Source organism: Streptomyces sp. JLBT605, assembly GCF_058215555.1.
The window spans coordinates 2821817-2836319 of record NZ_CM177087.1; the positions used below are offsets into that span (position 1 = coordinate 2821817).

At 71.2% G+C, this 14503-nt stretch carries 13 protein-coding genes and 1 pseudogene; 6 read left to right on the plus strand and 8 right to left on the minus strand.

Annotated elements, in window-relative coordinates:
• Nucleotides 1-87: 87 nt before the first annotated feature.
• Nucleotides 88-1836, minus strand: coding sequence for a lysine--tRNA ligase (gene lysS / locus AC4BDD_RS12380; RefSeq protein ID WP_490691053.1), 1749 nt, complete (start codon nt 1834-1836; stop codon nt 88-90).
• 137 nt (nt 1837-1973) lie between these two features.
• Between lysS and argS the strand changes: the two genes are divergently transcribed.
• Nucleotides 1974-3755, plus strand: coding sequence for an arginine--tRNA ligase (argS, locus tag AC4BDD_RS12385; protein WP_490691054.1), 1782 nt, complete (start codon nt 1974-1976; stop codon nt 3753-3755).
• Between the two features lie 72 nt (nt 3756-3827).
• On the opposite strand, the gene AC4BDD_RS12390 is transcribed toward argS, so the two are convergent.
• The 3 genes from AC4BDD_RS12390 to AC4BDD_RS12400 form a co-directional block, all read right to left on the minus strand.
• Nucleotides 3828-5375, minus strand: a complete 1548-nt coding sequence (locus tag AC4BDD_RS12390; RefSeq protein WP_490691055.1) for an alpha/beta hydrolase — start codon at nt 5373-5375, stop codon at nt 3828-3830.
• A 361-nt stretch (nt 5376-5736) separates the two neighbouring features.
• A complete protein-coding gene (locus AC4BDD_RS12395) occupies nt 5737-6393 on the minus strand; it encodes a class I SAM-dependent methyltransferase (protein ID WP_490691056.1) in 657 nt (218 codons plus the stop codon).
• A 35-nt stretch (nt 6394-6428) separates the two neighbouring features.
• On the minus strand, nt 6429-6848 hold the full coding sequence (locus tag AC4BDD_RS12400; protein ID WP_490691057.1) for an ATP-binding protein: 420 nt from the start codon (nt 6846-6848) through the stop codon (nt 6429-6431).
• Between the two features lie 185 nt (nt 6849-7033).
• Here AC4BDD_RS12400 and AC4BDD_RS12405 point away from each other — a divergent pair, with 185 nt between their 5' ends.
• The 3 genes from AC4BDD_RS12405 to AC4BDD_RS12415 all read left to right on the plus strand — a co-directional run bounded on the left by AC4BDD_RS12405 (nt 7034) and on the right by AC4BDD_RS12415 (nt 8809).
• Nucleotides 7034-7885, plus strand: a complete 852-nt coding sequence (locus tag AC4BDD_RS12405) for a helix-turn-helix domain-containing protein (RefSeq protein ID WP_490691058.1) — start codon at nt 7034-7036, stop codon at nt 7883-7885.
• Between the two features lie 11 nt (nt 7886-7896).
• Nucleotides 7897-8100, plus strand: a complete 204-nt coding sequence (locus AC4BDD_RS12410; protein WP_490691059.1) for a DUF397 domain-containing protein — start codon at nt 7897-7899, stop codon at nt 8098-8100.
• Nucleotides 8101-8233: 133 nt separating this feature from the next.
• Nucleotides 8234-8809: an AMIN-like domain-containing (lipo)protein gene (locus AC4BDD_RS12415; protein ID WP_490691060.1), complete on the plus strand. Its 576-nt coding sequence runs from the start codon at nt 8234-8236 to the stop codon at nt 8807-8809.
• 45 nt (nt 8810-8854) lie between these two features.
• Here the strand turns inward: AC4BDD_RS12415 and AC4BDD_RS12420 are convergent.
• Nucleotides 8855-9379, minus strand: a pseudogene (locus tag AC4BDD_RS12420) (transcriptional regulator); the annotation flags it as partial.
• Nucleotides 9380-9620: 241 nt separating this feature from the next.
• Here AC4BDD_RS12420 and AC4BDD_RS12425 point away from each other — a divergent pair.
• Both AC4BDD_RS12425 and AC4BDD_RS12430 read left to right on the plus strand, forming a co-directional pair.
• On the plus strand, nt 9621-10082 hold the full coding sequence (locus AC4BDD_RS12425) for a glycine-rich domain-containing protein (protein WP_490691061.1): 462 nt from the start codon (nt 9621-9623) through the stop codon (nt 10080-10082).
• A 111-nt stretch (nt 10083-10193) separates the two neighbouring features.
• The gene (locus tag AC4BDD_RS12430; protein WP_490691062.1) at nt 10194-10682 is read left to right on the plus strand and encodes a hypothetical protein; all 489 of its coding nucleotides are present in this window, start codon (nt 10194-10196) and stop codon (nt 10680-10682) included.
• Between the two features lie 111 nt (nt 10683-10793).
• On the opposite strand, the gene hemB is transcribed toward AC4BDD_RS12430, so the two are convergent.
• Genes hemB through hemC form a run of 3 tightly spaced genes read right to left on the minus strand, consistent with a single transcriptional unit; the run spans nt 10794 to nt 14382 of the window.
• Nucleotides 10794-11798, minus strand: a complete 1005-nt coding sequence (hemB, locus tag AC4BDD_RS12435; protein WP_490691063.1) for a porphobilinogen synthase — start codon at nt 11796-11798, stop codon at nt 10794-10796.
• Nucleotides 11798-13462, minus strand: coding sequence for a bifunctional uroporphyrinogen-III C-methyltransferase/uroporphyrinogen-III synthase (locus tag AC4BDD_RS12440; RefSeq protein ID WP_490691064.1), 1665 nt, complete (start codon nt 13460-13462; stop codon nt 11798-11800). The genes hemB and AC4BDD_RS12440 overlap by 1 nt, the downstream gene beginning before the upstream one ends.
• The gene (gene hemC, locus AC4BDD_RS12445; protein WP_490691756.1) at nt 13459-14382 is read right to left on the minus strand and encodes a hydroxymethylbilane synthase; all 924 of its coding nucleotides are present in this window, start codon (nt 14380-14382) and stop codon (nt 13459-13461) included. The genes AC4BDD_RS12440 and hemC overlap by 4 nt, the downstream gene beginning before the upstream one ends.
• Between the last annotated feature and the right edge of the window lie 121 nt (nt 14383-14503).

Below are 14503 nucleotides of genomic sequence, written 5' to 3' on the forward strand. Positions count from 1 at the left end.
CAGAGGACCCCACCGGCAGAGGACCCACCCGCATGGGAACGGCCCCGGGAGCGATGCTCCCGGGGCCGTTCCCATGACAGACGACCGCTACGCCCCCAGCAGGCGCCGCACCCGGTCGGCGCCGACCGCCAGCAGCAGCGTGGGCAGCCGGGGACCGGTGTCCCGCCCGACCAGCAGGTTGTACAGCAGCGCGAAGAAGGCGCGCTGGGCCACCTTCAGCTCCGGCGTCGGCTTGGCGTCCGGCTCCAGACCCGCCATCACCTTCGGCACGCCGTAGACCAGAGTCGTCAGCCCATCGAGCGACCAGTGCTCGTCCAGACCCTCCAGCAGCAGCCGCAGCGACTCACGGCCCTGCTCGTCCAGCGAGCCGAGCAGCTCGGTGTCCGGCTCCTCGCGCACCCGGGTGCGCTGCTCGGCCGGGACCTGGGTGTTGATCCAGCGCTCGGCCTTGTCCAGCCGGGGCCGGGTCTCGTCCAGCGACTTCACCGGGTTGGCCGGGTCGAGGTCGCTGAGGATGCGCAGGGTCTGCTCGTCGTGGCCGGTGGTGATGTCCACGACGGAGGCCAGGGTGCGGTAGGACAGCGGGCGCGCGGTGCGCGGCAGCTCTCCGGCGGCGGTGCGGGTGGCGCGGCTGTACGCGGCGGCGTCGGCGGGCTGGGCCGCGCCGTCGGCGATCTTGCGCTCCAGCGCGTCCCACTCGTCGTAGAGCCGCTGGATCTCCTGGTCGAAGGCGATCTTGAAGGACTGGTTGGGCTTGCGGCGCGCGTACAGCCAGCGCAGCAGCGGGGCCTCCATGATCTCCAGCGCGTCTCCGGGGGTCGGCACGCCGCCCTTGGAGCTGGACATCTTGGCCATGCCGCTGATGCCGACGAAGGCGTACATCGGGCCGATGGGCTGCTCGCCGTCGAAGACCGCCTTGACGATCTGGCCGCCGACGACGAAGGAGGAGCCCGGCGAGGAGTGGTCCACGCCGGAGGGCTCGAAGACCACGCCCTCGAAGGCCCAGCGCATCGGCCAGTCGACCTTCCAGACCAGCTTGCCGCGGTTGAACTCGGTCAGCCGGACGGTCTCGGCGTGCCCGCACACACAGGTGTAGGCGAGCTCGGTGGTCTCGTCGTCGTACGCGGTGACCGTGGTCAGGTCGCGCTCGCAGGCGGTGCAGTACGGCTTGTACGGGAAGTAGCCCGCGCCGCCGCCGCTGCCGTCGTCCTCGCTGGCCGCGCCGGAGCCCTCGGCGGCCTCCAGCTCGGCCTCGTCGACCGGCTTCTGCTGCTGTTTGCCCTTGGCCTTCGGCGCGCCGGTCGCCTTGTCCTTGGTGCGGTACTGGTCGAGGATCGCGTCGATCCGCCCGCGGTGCTTCATCGCGTGCAGGATCTGCTCGCGGTAGACGCCGCTGGTGTACTGCTCGGTCTGGCTGATCGGGTCGCACTCGATGCCGAGTTCGTCGAGCGCGGCGACCATCGCGGCCTTGAAGTGCTCGGCCCAGTTGGCGTACGGGGAGCCGGCCGGGGCGGGGACGGAGGTCAGCGGCTTGCCGATGTGCTCGGCCCACGACTCGTCGATGCCCGGGACGCCGGCCGGCACCTTGCGGTAGCGGTCGTAGTCGTCCCAGGAGAGCACGTGCCGGACCTCGTGGCCGCGGCGCCGGATCTCGTCGGCGACCAGGTGCGGGGTCATGACCTCGCGCAGGTTGCCCAGGTGGATCGGGCCGGAGGGGCTGAGTCCGGAGGCGACGACGACGGGTTTGCCCGGGGCCCGACGCTCCGCCTCGGCGATGACCTCGTCCGCGAAACGGGAGACCCAGTCGGTCTCGGTGCTCTGAGCCACGATCGGCACGTCCTTCTTTCTCGAAAGCTGGCGGGGCCATTCTCCCAGACCGGCGCATTCGATTTATGCCTGACGGCAAGGGGCGCTGACGGTGCCGTGGGATACTGGCGGGAATCCCCTTCCACTCGACGGAACGGTACGTATCCATGGCCTCGGTCCCTTCCCTCGCTTCTGCTGTCAACCAGCGCGTCGCGGACGCTCTCACGGCCGCCCTGCCGGAGGCCGGTGCCGCCGACCCGCTGCTGCGACGAAGCGACCGGGCCGATTTCCAGGCCAACGGGCTGCTGGCGCTCGCCAAGAAGCTGAAGGGCAACCCGCGCGAGCTGGCGACCAAGGTCGTGGAGGGAATCACCACCGGCGATGTGATCAAGGACATCGAGGTCTCCGGCCCCGGCTTCCTCAACATCACCCTCACCGACCAGGCGATCGTGGAGACGCTGGCCGCGCGGTACGCGGACGAGCGGCTCGGCGTGCCGTTCGCCTCGCGGCCGGGCACCACGGTCATCGACTACGCCCAGCCGAACGTCGCCAAGGAGATGCACGTCGGCCACCTGCGGTCGGCGGTGATCGGTGACGCGGCCGCCCAGATCCTGGAGTTCACCGGCGAGCAGGTGATCCGCCGCCACCACATCGGCGACTGGGGCACCCAGTTCGGCATGCTCATCCAGTACCTGATCGAGCACCCGCACGAGCTGGACCACAAGGCCGAGGCGGCGATCGGCTCGGAGACGCTGGGCGAGGAGGCGATGTCCAACCTCAACCGCCTCTACAAGGCCTCCCGCGCGCTGTTCGACTCCGACGAGGAGTTCAAGGAGCGGGCGCGCCGCCGGGTGGTCGACCTCCAGGCGGGCGACGAGCAGACCCTCGCCCTGTGGCAGCGGTTCGTCGACGAGTCGAAGATCTACTTCTACTCGGTCTTCAACAAGCTCGACATGGAGATCCGCGACCCGGACGTCGTCGGCGAGTCGGGTTACAACGACATGCTGGAGGAGACCTGCCGGCTGCTGGAGGAGTCCGGCGTGGCGGTCCGCTCCGAGGGCGCGCTGTGCGTGTTCTTCGACGACGTCAAGGGCCCGGACGGCAACCCGGTGCCGCTGATCGTGCGGAAGTCCGACGGCGGCTACGGCTACGCGGCCACCGACCTGTCCGCGATCCGCGACCGGGTGCAGAAGCTCGGCGCCGACACCCTGCTCTACGTCGTGGACGCCCGGCAGTCGCTGCACTTCAAGATGGTCTTCGAGACGGCCCGGCGCGCCGGCTGGCTCAATGAGGACGTGCACGCGGTCCAGCTCGCCTTCGGCACCGTGCTGGGCAAGGACGGCAAGCCGTTCAAGACCCGTGAGGGCGAGACGGTCCGGCTGGTCGACCTCCTCGACGAGGCGATCGACCGCGCCACCTCGGTGGTCCGCTCCAAGGCCGAGAAGGTCGGCCTGACCGAGCAGGAGATCACCGAGAACGGCCGGCACGTCGGCATCGGCGCGGTGAAGTACGCCGACCTGTCGACCTCGGCCTCCCGCGACTACAAGTTCGACCTGGACCAGATGGTCTCGCTGACCGGCGACACCTCGGTCTACCTCCAGTACGCCTACGCCCGGATCCGGTCGATCCTGCGCAAGGCGGGCGAGGTCAAGCCGTCCGCGCACCCGGAGCTGGCGCTGGCCCCGGCCGAGCGGGCGCTGGGTCTGCACCTGGACCAGTTCGCCGAGGTGCTCTCCGAGGTCGCCTCGACCTACGAGCCGCACAAGCTGGCCGCGTACCTCTACCAGCTCGCCTCGCACCTGACGACCTTCTACGACCAGTGCCAGGTGGTCAGCGACGAGAACCCGACGGAGGTCGTGGAGAACCGCCTCTTCCTCGTCGACCTGACCGCCCGCACCCTGCACCAGGGCATGGCGCTCCTCGGCATCCGCACCCCCGAGCGCCTCTGATCCGTCACCTGCTGTACGCACCGGGGCGGCTCCGCACTCAGCGGGGCCGCCCCGGTCCGTATCCCAGGAAGGTCACTCGGCGGGGCAGCTCATGTCCTGGGCCGGGCGCTCGCCGTCGACGAGGAAGTCGGTCACGGCGCGGTCCCCGCAGGCGTTGCCGCCGGCCAGGTAGGCGCCATGGCCCTCCGCGTCCACGGTCACCATGCGGGCGCGGTCGCCCAGCGCCTGGCGCATCTTGCGGGCCCCGGCCAGCGGAGTGGCGGGGTCGCGCTCGTTCTGGATCATCAGCACGTTCGACGGGCCGTCGTCCGTGATGCGCACCGGCTTCTCCTGCGGCTTGTCCCAGAAGGCGCACGGCATCACACCCACCGGCATGCCGGCGGTCAGCGGGTGGCTGCGGCGGCTTGCGGCGACATCGCGCCGGTAGCCGGGTATCGAGCTCGGCCAGCTCACGTCGTTGCAGAGGGTGGCGGCGGAGACGGCGACCGTGGCCTGGAGGTCCTCGTCCCGCGGGGTGGTGGCCTCGGGCAGCTTGGTTCCGTTCCGCGCGGCGAGGATCAGCCTGGCCAGCTCCGGAAAGCGGTCCTTGGAGTCGAGGGCGTCCAGCAGCGCCTGGCGCAGCACGTTCCCGTTGAGCTCGGCCGGGTTGGCCCCCGGCCAGGGAATCGGCTCGCGGTCCAGCCGCGCGGCCAGCTCCAGGAAGAGCGGCCGGACGTCGGCCGGATCCTCGGCGAGACGCTGCTCGTTCGCCGGGTCGGCGGCCCAGGCGGCGAAGTCGGGGAAGGCATCCTCGGCGCCGGGGGCGTAGTTCGCCATCCACCCGCGCGCCACCCGCGTCGGATCCGGGTCGTCGTTGCTGTCCAGCACCCAGCGGTCGGTGCGGTGCGGGAACATCTGCGCGTACACCGCCCCGACGTATGTCCCGTACGACACGCCCCAGGCGGAGAGCTTCCGCTCTCCCAGCGCCTGCCGGATCCGGTCGATGTCGCGCGCCTCGTTGACGGTACTGAGGCTGCGCAGCACCGGGCCGCCGTCGCGGGCGCAGGCGTCGGCGAGCCGCCTGCTGGTGGCCACGTTGCGGTCGATCGAGCCGTCCGCGTCGGGCCAGGGGCGCAGGTTGGTCATCGACAGGTCATCGTGGGCCAGGCCGCAGCTGACCGGGGTGGAGGCGTCCAGACCGCGCGGCGCGAAGCCGACGATGTCATAGGCGTCGCGCACCGACCGGGGCAGCTTCTTGCCGGTCGTGGAGGGCTGGTCGAGGCTGAAGCCCCCCGGCCCCTCGGGGATCAGCAGCAGCGTGCCGCGCCGCGCCTGCGGCCGCTCGCTGCGCACCCGGGAGACGGCGAGGCTGATCTGCTCGCCGTGCGGCTTCCGGTAGTCCAGCGGCACCCGCAGAGTGGCGCACTCCTGGCGGGGGTCGAGGTCATTCCCCGCGCACGGCTGCCACTCCAGCCCCTGCCCCTCCCCCGCGACCGGGCCGGCGGCGCCTGCCTCGGTGGTGGGTTCCGAGACCAGGGCGGAGACGAGCAGCGCCGCGGCGAGGGCGGGTACGGAGATCAAGGCCGCCCTGCCCGGGCCGGCGGCGGTACGGCGACGGAGACGGCTCGCTGTGATTCGCATGCCCTTGAGCCTCCCGGACGCGGCCCCCGCCCCCCATCCGGCAACCGTCCCTCTCCGTACGGGGGTTACCCCCACCCGCGCCCCAACACGCCACGCCGGAACAAGACGTAAAAGTCTTCTTCGGAATCTCGTCACATTTTCTCGACGCGATCCGTCAGAGGAGTGACGAGGGTTCGCGCGGCCGGTGCGGAGGTGAGCACCGGACCGGTCGGGCACCCTCCATCACCCGGGCCGACGCCCGGCCCGATGTACCACCGGAGCAGACAGCGTCGCGGTATCCCCCGGCTGTCGAAACTGTCGTTCCGGTCCCGGTCGGGGTGGTGCTCGCACCGCCCCGACCGGGTATTCGCCCAACCGCCCCTTACCCGGCGGCGCTTCCCCGCCGCAGCCCAAGGCAGCTCCACCTCACGCCCGCCCGCGCATGCGGATCCTCCCGCTCGCTGTGGTGCACCGCGGTGAGCCCGTGGCGTGCGGCCAGCTCGATGGTCTCCCGCGCCGAGACGTCGAACATCCGGCGGCCCGCCGGCACCGGGCCGTGCCGCAGCGTCAGCACGATCTGCCCGCCCGGGGCGAGGAGAGCCGCCAGCCGTCGCATCGACTCCCCGCGCTCGTGCTCGTCCAGATGCATCCACACAGCCGTGAGCAGAATCAGATCGAAGCCCGCCCCGAAACCCGACCCGAAGCCAGCGTCACGGTCCCGCAGCGCGGTCAGCCCGGGGAGCCCCGGCAGTGCGTCGTCGAGCCACTGGACGCCCTGGCCCGCGTGGATCTCCTCGCCCAGGCGCCGCAGCTCCGCCGTCGGCTCGACGGCCACCACCCGGTGCCCCAGCGCGGCCAGCGCGGCGGCGTCGCGGCCACTGCCCGCACCGATGTCCACCACAGCGGCCGGCCGCGCGGGGAAGAGGTGCAGCACCTCGCGGTGCACCTCGGCGAAGGACACGCTCTCGTACTGCTCCACCAGCGCCTTGGCGGCCTCGCCGTATCCGGCGGTGCTGGGCAGGGTCATCGGATCACTCACCGCCACAGGCTAGTTGGCCGCCACGGTGGCGTCACTCAGCCATCACGCCAGGTGCCGTCCAGCTCGAACCACACCGTCTTGCCGCGCAGCCCGAAGGTGTCGTCCGCGACGGCGAACCCGCCCCAGTCGGCGGAGCACAACTCCACCAGGGAAATCCCCCGGCCGCCTTCCGCTTCCCCGTCCACATCCCTGTGGGCGGGGAAGTCCGGGTTGGTGTCCCAGACACTCACCCGCAGCCGCTCCCCCTCCCGCCGCACACTCACCGACGCCGGCCCTTCCGCGTGCCGGAAGGCATTGGTGACCAGCTCGGACGTCAACAGCTCGGCGGTGTCCAGCAGATGGCTCTCCCCGTGCTCCTCCAGGATCATCCGCAGCGCCCGCCGCGCGATGCGAGGAGCCCTCGGGTCGTAGGGGATCTGGAGGGTGTAGTCCCAGCCGGGCGACGAGGTGTCCATGCGAAGCCTCCGGTGAGTAGGCGCACTTGACCCACGCAGATGGGCTGACGCCACTGCGTGTGTGACGTGCGACTCACGGTAGGGCAGTAGGACGATCCTTGTCCCTGGTTCGGGACGATACATGTTCCCAATAGACCGTTGTGGGTGACGACGGCAGACTGTGCGTGCTGAGGGAGTGAGGTCTGATGCCACCGAGGAACGCACCAACCGTTCGCCAGCAACGCCTGGGGCTGGAACTGCGCAAGCTCCGTGAGCGGTCGGGACTGACCGCCGCCGAGGCAGGCGCGCGTCTCGGAGCTGACCAAGCGCGGATCAGCAATATCGAGTCAGGGCGAGCTGGAATCAGCGCGGACCGAGTACGCATCCTTGCGCGCAACTACCACTGCGCCGACCAGCAGCTGGTCGATGCGCTCGCCGCAATGACCACCGGGCGCAAGCGCCACTGGTGGGAAGAGTACCGAGGCGTCCTACCTGATCCAATGCTCGACATCACCGAGCTGGAACATCACGCCGTGGCGCTGCGCACGGCCCAGACCTCCAGTCTTCCCGGGCTGCTCCAGACCACGGATCACGCTCGCGCCGTCTTCGACCAAATGGTTCCGCCACTCCCCCCGCATGAGGTGGAGCACCGCGTATCCCACCGCATCAAGCGGCAAGCGGTGATCTTCGGGGACTCCCCGGCCCCCTACTCGGCGGTCATCCATGAAGCCGCCCTTCTCATGCGCTTCGGCGGCCGGGCAGCCACCCGTACCCAGCTCGAACACATCCTGAGCGCGAGCGAACGCGACAACATCACCGTGCTGGTCATCCCGTTCGAAGCCGGTGAGTATCCGGGCTCGGGGCAGACCATCCTCTACACCGCAGGCCCCGTACCCCAGCTCGACACGGTCCAGCTCGACCAGTGGCACGGTCCGAGTTTCCTCAGCGCCGAGGACCAGCTCGCCAACTACCGCAACATTCTGGAACGGCTGGAGTCCCTGGCTCTCAAGCCTGACGAGTCCCGCGACCTCATCCGCAACATCGTGCGGTCCCTATGAAAGGCGTCAACGTGCCAACGCTTGGATGGCGGAAGTCCTCCTACTGCCAGACAGGCAACAACTGCCTGAACGTGGCCGCCGGGCCCGACCACCGCATCCGCCTCCGCGAAAGCGAAGCCCCGGACGTCACCCTCACCACCACCCCCCGCGCCCTGGCCGGATTCATACGCGCGGCCGTGGCAGGGCGCTTCGATGGACTGACGACCGTCCGATGAGATGATCAACGACTGTCGTTTCGCGACAACTTGACGGGTCTGGTGTCCAAAAAATGACAGCCGACACAACCCGTGCCCATCATGGACCGTCACACCACATGTACCTGTACTCAATCCCATATGGGGGTAAGTCATGCGACGGTGGGGGACGACTGCCGCGGCGATCATGCTCGCGGGGGCCGGAGTGGTGACGGCGGCCGGAGCCGCCAGCGCCGCCACGGGAACGGCCACCAAGGCCAAGGCGACGGCCTGCTCGACCGCCTGGGGCAGCACCACCAAGAGCAGCACCGACAGCGACTACAAGCCGCTGAACAACATCCGTACCGGGCAGAACGACTGCTACGACCGGATGGTCTTCGACATCAACGGCGCCAGCACCGGCAAGGTCGGCTACCACGTCGGCTACGTCGACAAGTTCTACCAGGACGGCTCCGGCGAGGAGATCCCGGTCAACGGCGGCGCCATCCTGCAGATCTACGTGTCCGCGCCCAGCTACGACCCGAACACCGGGCAGTCCACCTACGCCGGTCGGGCCGGGCAGCCGCTGCCGGGCGTGAACGTCTCCGGCTACAAGACGTTCAAGGACACCAAGTTCGGGGCCAGCTTCGAAGGCCAGACCCAGGTCGGCCTGGGCGTCCGCGCCAAGCTGCCGTTCCGCGTGTTCAAGTCCGGCGACCACCTGATCGTGGACGTCGCCCACACCTGGTAATCGGTCCCACCGGGGAGGCAGGCAGACCGGCTGACGCCGGAGCCGTCAGGCGCGCGGGCCAACCGCTGCGGCGAGTTCGCGAACACCCGCTGCCCGTGGGTGTCGCGCACTGAGATCGGTGACGATCTCGCGGATGGCCGGGCGGTCGCGGACCTCGCCCGGTGAGACACGCAGCGCGGCGAGGAGCTCGCCGGCCGTCTGCTCGGGCTTGCCCCACTGCCACCAGGCGCGGCCGAGGTCCGTGTGCATGCGCGCCCTGCGCTCGGCGGTGCGGAACTGCTCCGGGCGCAGGCCGCGCCCGGCCTCCAGGGCGGCACCGGCATCGCCGAGCGCCCAGTGCACGCCCACGGCGTAGAGGTCGACGGCGGCGGGGGTGAGGGGGAACAACCGCCCCTTCGGCGCCTCGGCGGGCAGCCGCCGCGCGGCCGGCCCCGCTTCGCGGATCATGGCTCGCGCCTCGTCGCGATCACCGGCCCGCGCCGCCGTGTACGCGCTGGTGCACAGCATCTGCGCATAGGCGCTCGCCTGGGCCGCTGAGGTGAGACCGGTCGCCTCGACCCTGGCGGCGGCCTGCTGGATCGCGCCCCCCTGGCCACGGCCTGACCTACCGACGTTAGCGAGAAGCTGACGGGGAGTCGATGTCGTGTGCAGAGCCTGCACACGCCGTGCACGGCGCGGCAATCGATCACTTGGAGGCCGGTGCCGGTGGTGTCCTGCACATACGGCTCGCACAGGGCGGCCGACAGGAACCAACGCGGAGGACGCCACGGCATCGGCAGTGAAAAGCCGCGTCCGTGACCCTCGGGACTTCGTGTCCCCGGAGGTCTGGGACCGCGAGATCGCGCTTCTCGTCCGTGACCACCCCTTTGACGAGGTGATGGCCACCCGCCTGTTCAACGCGGCGGTCTCCTACGTGATCACCACCATGGAGAAGTGGGGACAGGGGCTGGAGATGTGCTGCGGCCGTCTGGTCGACATGGCCGTCCACGCGTTCATCCTCGACACCAAGAACTACCGCGAGTTCTGTACACAGCACTTCGACTACGGCAACGGGCTGGCCGGGCGGAAGCTGACCCTGCTGCGCTGGAATTACGCCCCCGAGACCTGGGCCGACCTGCTCAAGCGCAATGGCTTCGCCGACATCGAGGCCACGACCCTCCGGGCGCCGGACCCCGAGGACGTGGGCACCCTCATGGTGCGTGCCCGCATGCCCGACGATTCGACCGGTTCCCGGGCGACCAGCAGGAGAGCGGAACAGCCCGGACAGCCATGACATTTGTCCTGGCCAACCGGTGACAGTCGGCTCTGCCGGTCAACTCTGCCCAACGGCGAGGATCGTGGGTGTCGGAAGAACGTGACACCACATCACCGGAGGAGCGGGGACATGCGCGGGGGCATCGCCGAGAAGCAGGGCGGGGAGCAGGCCGGAGTGAAGCCGCTGCCGACGTGGTTCTTCGTGTTCGAGGGGTCGATGGGGGCTGTGTACGACCTGTGCCAGGCGTGGGACCGGGCGTGGTTGCTCTTCGTCGCACTCGGCGCCGTGAACGCCGTGGTGGGGCTCACCGTGCTGCGCAGCAGGGTGAAGCTGGTGCGGGCGATGCTGAAGAACGCCCGCACCCGCAAGATCGCCCTCGGGCTGGTCACGCTGCGCCTGGGGGCGCACCTGGCGCTCGTGGCGGCCGGGGCGCCGATCACCTCGACGGCCGGGCATCTGGCGATGGGCCTGGTGATGGTGGCGACGACGGTGGGCTTGCTGTGGTTCGACCAGCGCGTGACCTTCCGCGCTCTGGGGCTGCTCCCGGCCGCCCCTGGCGTCGGGGCCGCCCCGGAGGCGCGCGGAGCCGGTCGGCTGCCGGCCGGGCACACCTGCTGATCCCGGGGCGGGTGATCCATGCCGGTCGGGTGCCGGCCGGGAAACGCGACGGGCCGCCGGGCCGCACTCCAGGTGCGGCCCGGCGGCCCGTTCAGCCGAAGCCGAAAAGGGTTACTCGCCGCGCTTGAGGCGCTGGGCCACCTCGGTGGCCCAGTAGGTGAGGATCATTCCGGCGCCGGCTCGGCGGATGGAGGTCAGGGACTCCATGATCGCCCGGTCACGCTCGATCCAGCCGTTGGCCGCGGCGGCCTCGACCATCGCGTACTCGCCGGAGATCTGGTAGGCCGCGACCGGCACGTCCACCGCGTCCGCGATCTTCGCCAGGATGTCCAGGTACGGCAGGGCGGGCTTGACCATGACCATGTCCGCGCCCTCGGCGAGGTCCAGGGCCAGTTCGCGCAGCGACTCGCGGGCGTTGGCCGGGTCCTGCTGGTAGGTCTTGCGGTCGCCGATCAGGGAAGAGCCGACGGCCTCGCGGAACGGGCCGTAGAAGGCGGAGGCGTACTTCACGGTGTAGGCCAGGATGGAGACGTCCTGGCGGCCGATGCCGTCCAGCGCCTCGCGGATGACGCGGACCTGGCCGTCCATCATGCCGCTGGGGCCGACCACATGGACGCCCGCCTCGGCCTGCGCCCGCGCCATCTCGGCGTAGCGCTCCAAGGTGGCGTCGTTGTCGACCCGGCCGTCCGCGTCCAGCACCCCGCAGTGGCCGTGGTCGGTGTGCTCGTCCAGGCACAGGTCGGACATGATGACGAGCTCGTCGCCGACCTCGGCCCGCACGTCCCGGATGGCCACCTGGAGGATGCCGTCCGGGTCGGTGCCCGGCGTGCCGACGGCGTCCTTCTTGGCATCCTCCGGCACCCCGAAGAGCATGATCCCGCCGACGCCCGCCTCGACCGCCTCGACGGCGGCCTTCCGCAGGGTGTCCCGGGTGTGCTGGACGACGCCCGGCATCGACTCCAGCGGCGCGGGCTCGCTGATGCCCTCCCGTACGAAGGCGGGCAGGATCAGCTCCGCCGGGTGCAGCCGGGTCTCGGCGACCATCCGGCGCATGGCCGGGTTCACCCGCAGCCGCCGGGGCCGGGCCCCGGGGAACTCTCCGTAACGGCCAGTCATCAGCTCCGTGCCCTCCTACGCGATCCGGGCCGCCGCTCGCTGGGGCGGGTGACCGGATCACCGGCCGCGAGCGCGGCATCCCGCCGCGCCGCCCCGAACTCCGCGAGCGCCTCGGCGAGCTTGTGCACCGAGGGCTCGGGCGACAGCACATCCACCCGCAGGCCGTGCTCCTCCGCGGTCTTCGCGGTGGCCGGGCCGATGCAGGCGATGACAGTGACATTGTGTGGCTTGCCGGCGATGCCGACGAGGTTGCGGACCGTGCTCGACGAGGTGAAGAGCACGGCGTCGAAGCCGCCGCCCTTGATCGCCTCACGGGTCTCGGCCGGCGGCGGCGAGGCGCGCACGGTGCGGTACGCCGTGACGTCGTCGACCTCCCAGCCCAGCTCGATCAGCCCCGCGACCAGGGTCTCGGTGGCGATGTCGGCGCGCGGCAGGAAGACGCGGTCGATCGGGTCGAAGACCGGGTCGTACGGCGGCCAGTCCTCCAGCAGCCCGGCCGCGGACTGCTCGCCGGACGGCACCAGGTCGGGCTTGACGCCGAACTCCACCAGCGCCTTGGCGGTCTGCTCGCCGACCGCCGCGACCTTGATCCCGGCGAACGCGCGGGCATCCAGGCCGTACTCCTCGAACTTCTCCCGCACCGCCTTGACGGCGTTGACGGAAGTGAACGCGATCCACTCGTACCGGCCGGTCACCAGGCCCTTGACCGCGCGCTCCATCTGCTGCGGGGTGCGGGGCGGCTCGACCGCGATGGTCGGCACCTCGCTGGGCACGGCACCGTACGAACGCAGCTGGTCGGAGAGCGAGGCGGCCTGCTCCTTGGTGCGGGGCACCAGGACGTTCCAGCCGAACAGCGGCTTGGACTCGAACCAGGACAGCCGATCGCGGCGCTCGGCCGCGCTGCGCTCACCGACCACGGCTATCACCGGCTGGCCGCCATCCGGCGACGGCAGCACCTTGGCGGCCTTGAGCACCTGCGCGATGGAGCCCAGGGTCGCGGTCCAGGTGCGCTGCCGGGTGGTGGTGCCGGCGACGGTGACGGTCAGCGGGGTGTCCGGCTTGCGGCCGGCGGCCACCAGCTCCCCGGCCGCCGCCGCGACCGTCTCCAGGGTCGCGGTCACCACGGTCGTCGCGTCGGAGGCGCCGACCTCGGTCCAGCAGCGGTCGTCCGCGGTGCGGGCGTCCACGAAGCGGACGTCCGCGCCCTGCGCGTCCCGCAGCGGCACACCGGCGTACGCGGGCACGCCCACCGCGGCGGCGACACCCGGCACGACCTCGAAGGCGACGCCCTCGGCGGCGCAGGCGAGCATCTCCTCGGTGGCGTCGCCGTCCAGACCGGGGTCGCCGGCGACCGCACGGACGACCCGCTTGCCGGCGCGCGCGGCCGCCATGACAAGATTGGCGGCGTCCCTGAGTACCGGGACGGCGGCGCCGTTTGACGCATCGTCAACGGCTGCCTGCTGCGGCGTGCCCTGCGCGTCGGCCGCGACGCTCGGACGGACGTGCGTACGCACGACGTCGAGCACCTGCGGATCGGCGATCAGCACATCCGCGGCGGCGAGTGCCTCCACGGCGCGCAGCGTCAGCAGTCCGGGGTCTCCGGGGCCGGCACCGAGGAAGGTGACGTGCCCGCAGCCGGGGTGGTTAGGGGCGGTGGGGTTCAAAGTGCTCGCTCCCCCATAAGACCGGCCGCACCCTTCGCGAGCATCTCGGCGGCGAGTTCGCGACCGAGGGCCGCGGCGTCACCAGGCGACGCGGGTACGGGACCGGTGGTGGACAGCTGCACCAGCGTCGAGCCGTCGACAGTGCCGACGACGCCACGCAGGCGCATTTCGGTGACAACCTGACCGTCGGCCAGAAAGTCGGCCAGCGCACCCACAGGTGCGCTGCAACCGGCCTCCAGGGCGGCGAGCAGGGAACGCTCGGCGGTCACGGCGATCCGCGTGTGCGGGTCGTCGAGCTCGGCGAGCTGGGCGGCGAGGGCCGCGTTGGCGGCGGCACACTCGACTGCCAGTGCCCCCTGGCCGGGGGCGGGCAGGACATGGGCGGGGTCCAGCAGCTCGGTGACCTCGTCCAGCCGGCCGATGCGGGTGAGCCCCGCGGCGGCCAGCACGACGGCGTCGAGCTTTCCGGACCGCACGAAACCGACACGGGTGTCGATGTTCCCCCGTATCGGCACGGTCTCGATCTCCCTGCCCAGCGACCGCGCCCACGCGTTGAGCTGGGCCATCCGGCGCGGCGAGCCGGTGCCGATCCGGGCGGGCCGCTCGCCGGAGGCGAGCAGCTCGGCGAAGGCCAGGCCGTCGCGGGCGACCAGCGCGTCACGGGAGTCCGCGCGCTCCGGGATCGCGGCCAGCACCAGGCCCTCGGGCTCGGCGGTCGGCAGGTCCTTGAGCGAGTGCACCGCCAGGTCGATCTCCCCGGCGAGCAGCGCGTCGCGCAGCGCGGAGACGAAGACGCCGGTGCCGCCGATCTGCGCGAGGTGCTCCCGCGAGGTGTCGCCGTAGGTGGTGATCTCCACCAGCTCGACGGGACGGCCGGTCAGTGCGCGCACCCGCTCCGCGATCTGGCCGGACTGGGCCATGGCCAGGGTGGAGCGCCGGGTGCCCAGGCGCAGCGGTGCGCCGCCGCCCGCGGACGCCGGACGTGCTGCCGGAGCCGGGGGTGGGGTGGGGGTGTCGGGGGTTCCGGTTCCCGGGGAGGCT

Excerpts from the sequence above, each read along its gene's own strand:
- argS (WP_490691054.1), top strand. The coding sequence starts at position 1,974 with ATGGCCTCGGTCCCTTCCCTCGCTTCTGCTGTCAACCAGCGCGTCGCG.
- AC4BDD_RS12390 (WP_490691055.1), bottom strand. The coding sequence starts at position 5,375 with ATGCGAATCACAGCGAGCCGTCTCCGTCGCCGTACCGCCGCCGGCCCG.
- AC4BDD_RS12400 (WP_490691057.1), bottom strand. The coding sequence starts at position 6,848 with ATGGACACCTCGTCGCCCGGCTGGGACTACACCCTCCAGATCCCCTAC.
- AC4BDD_RS12405 (WP_490691058.1), top strand. The coding sequence starts at position 7,034 with ATGCCACCGAGGAACGCACCAACCGTTCGCCAGCAACGCCTGGGGCTG.
- AC4BDD_RS12415 (WP_490691060.1), top strand. The coding sequence starts at position 8,234 with ATGCGACGGTGGGGGACGACTGCCGCGGCGATCATGCTCGCGGGGGCC.
- AC4BDD_RS12430 (WP_490691062.1), top strand. The coding sequence starts at position 10,194 with ATGCGCGGGGGCATCGCCGAGAAGCAGGGCGGGGAGCAGGCCGGAGTG.
- hemB (WP_490691063.1), bottom strand. The coding sequence starts at position 11,798 with ATGACTGGCCGTTACGGAGAGTTCCCCGGGGCCCGGCCCCGGCGGCTG.
- hemC (WP_490691756.1), bottom strand. The coding sequence starts at position 14,382 with ATGGCCCAGTCCGGCCAGATCGCGGAGCGGGTGCGCGCACTGACCGGC.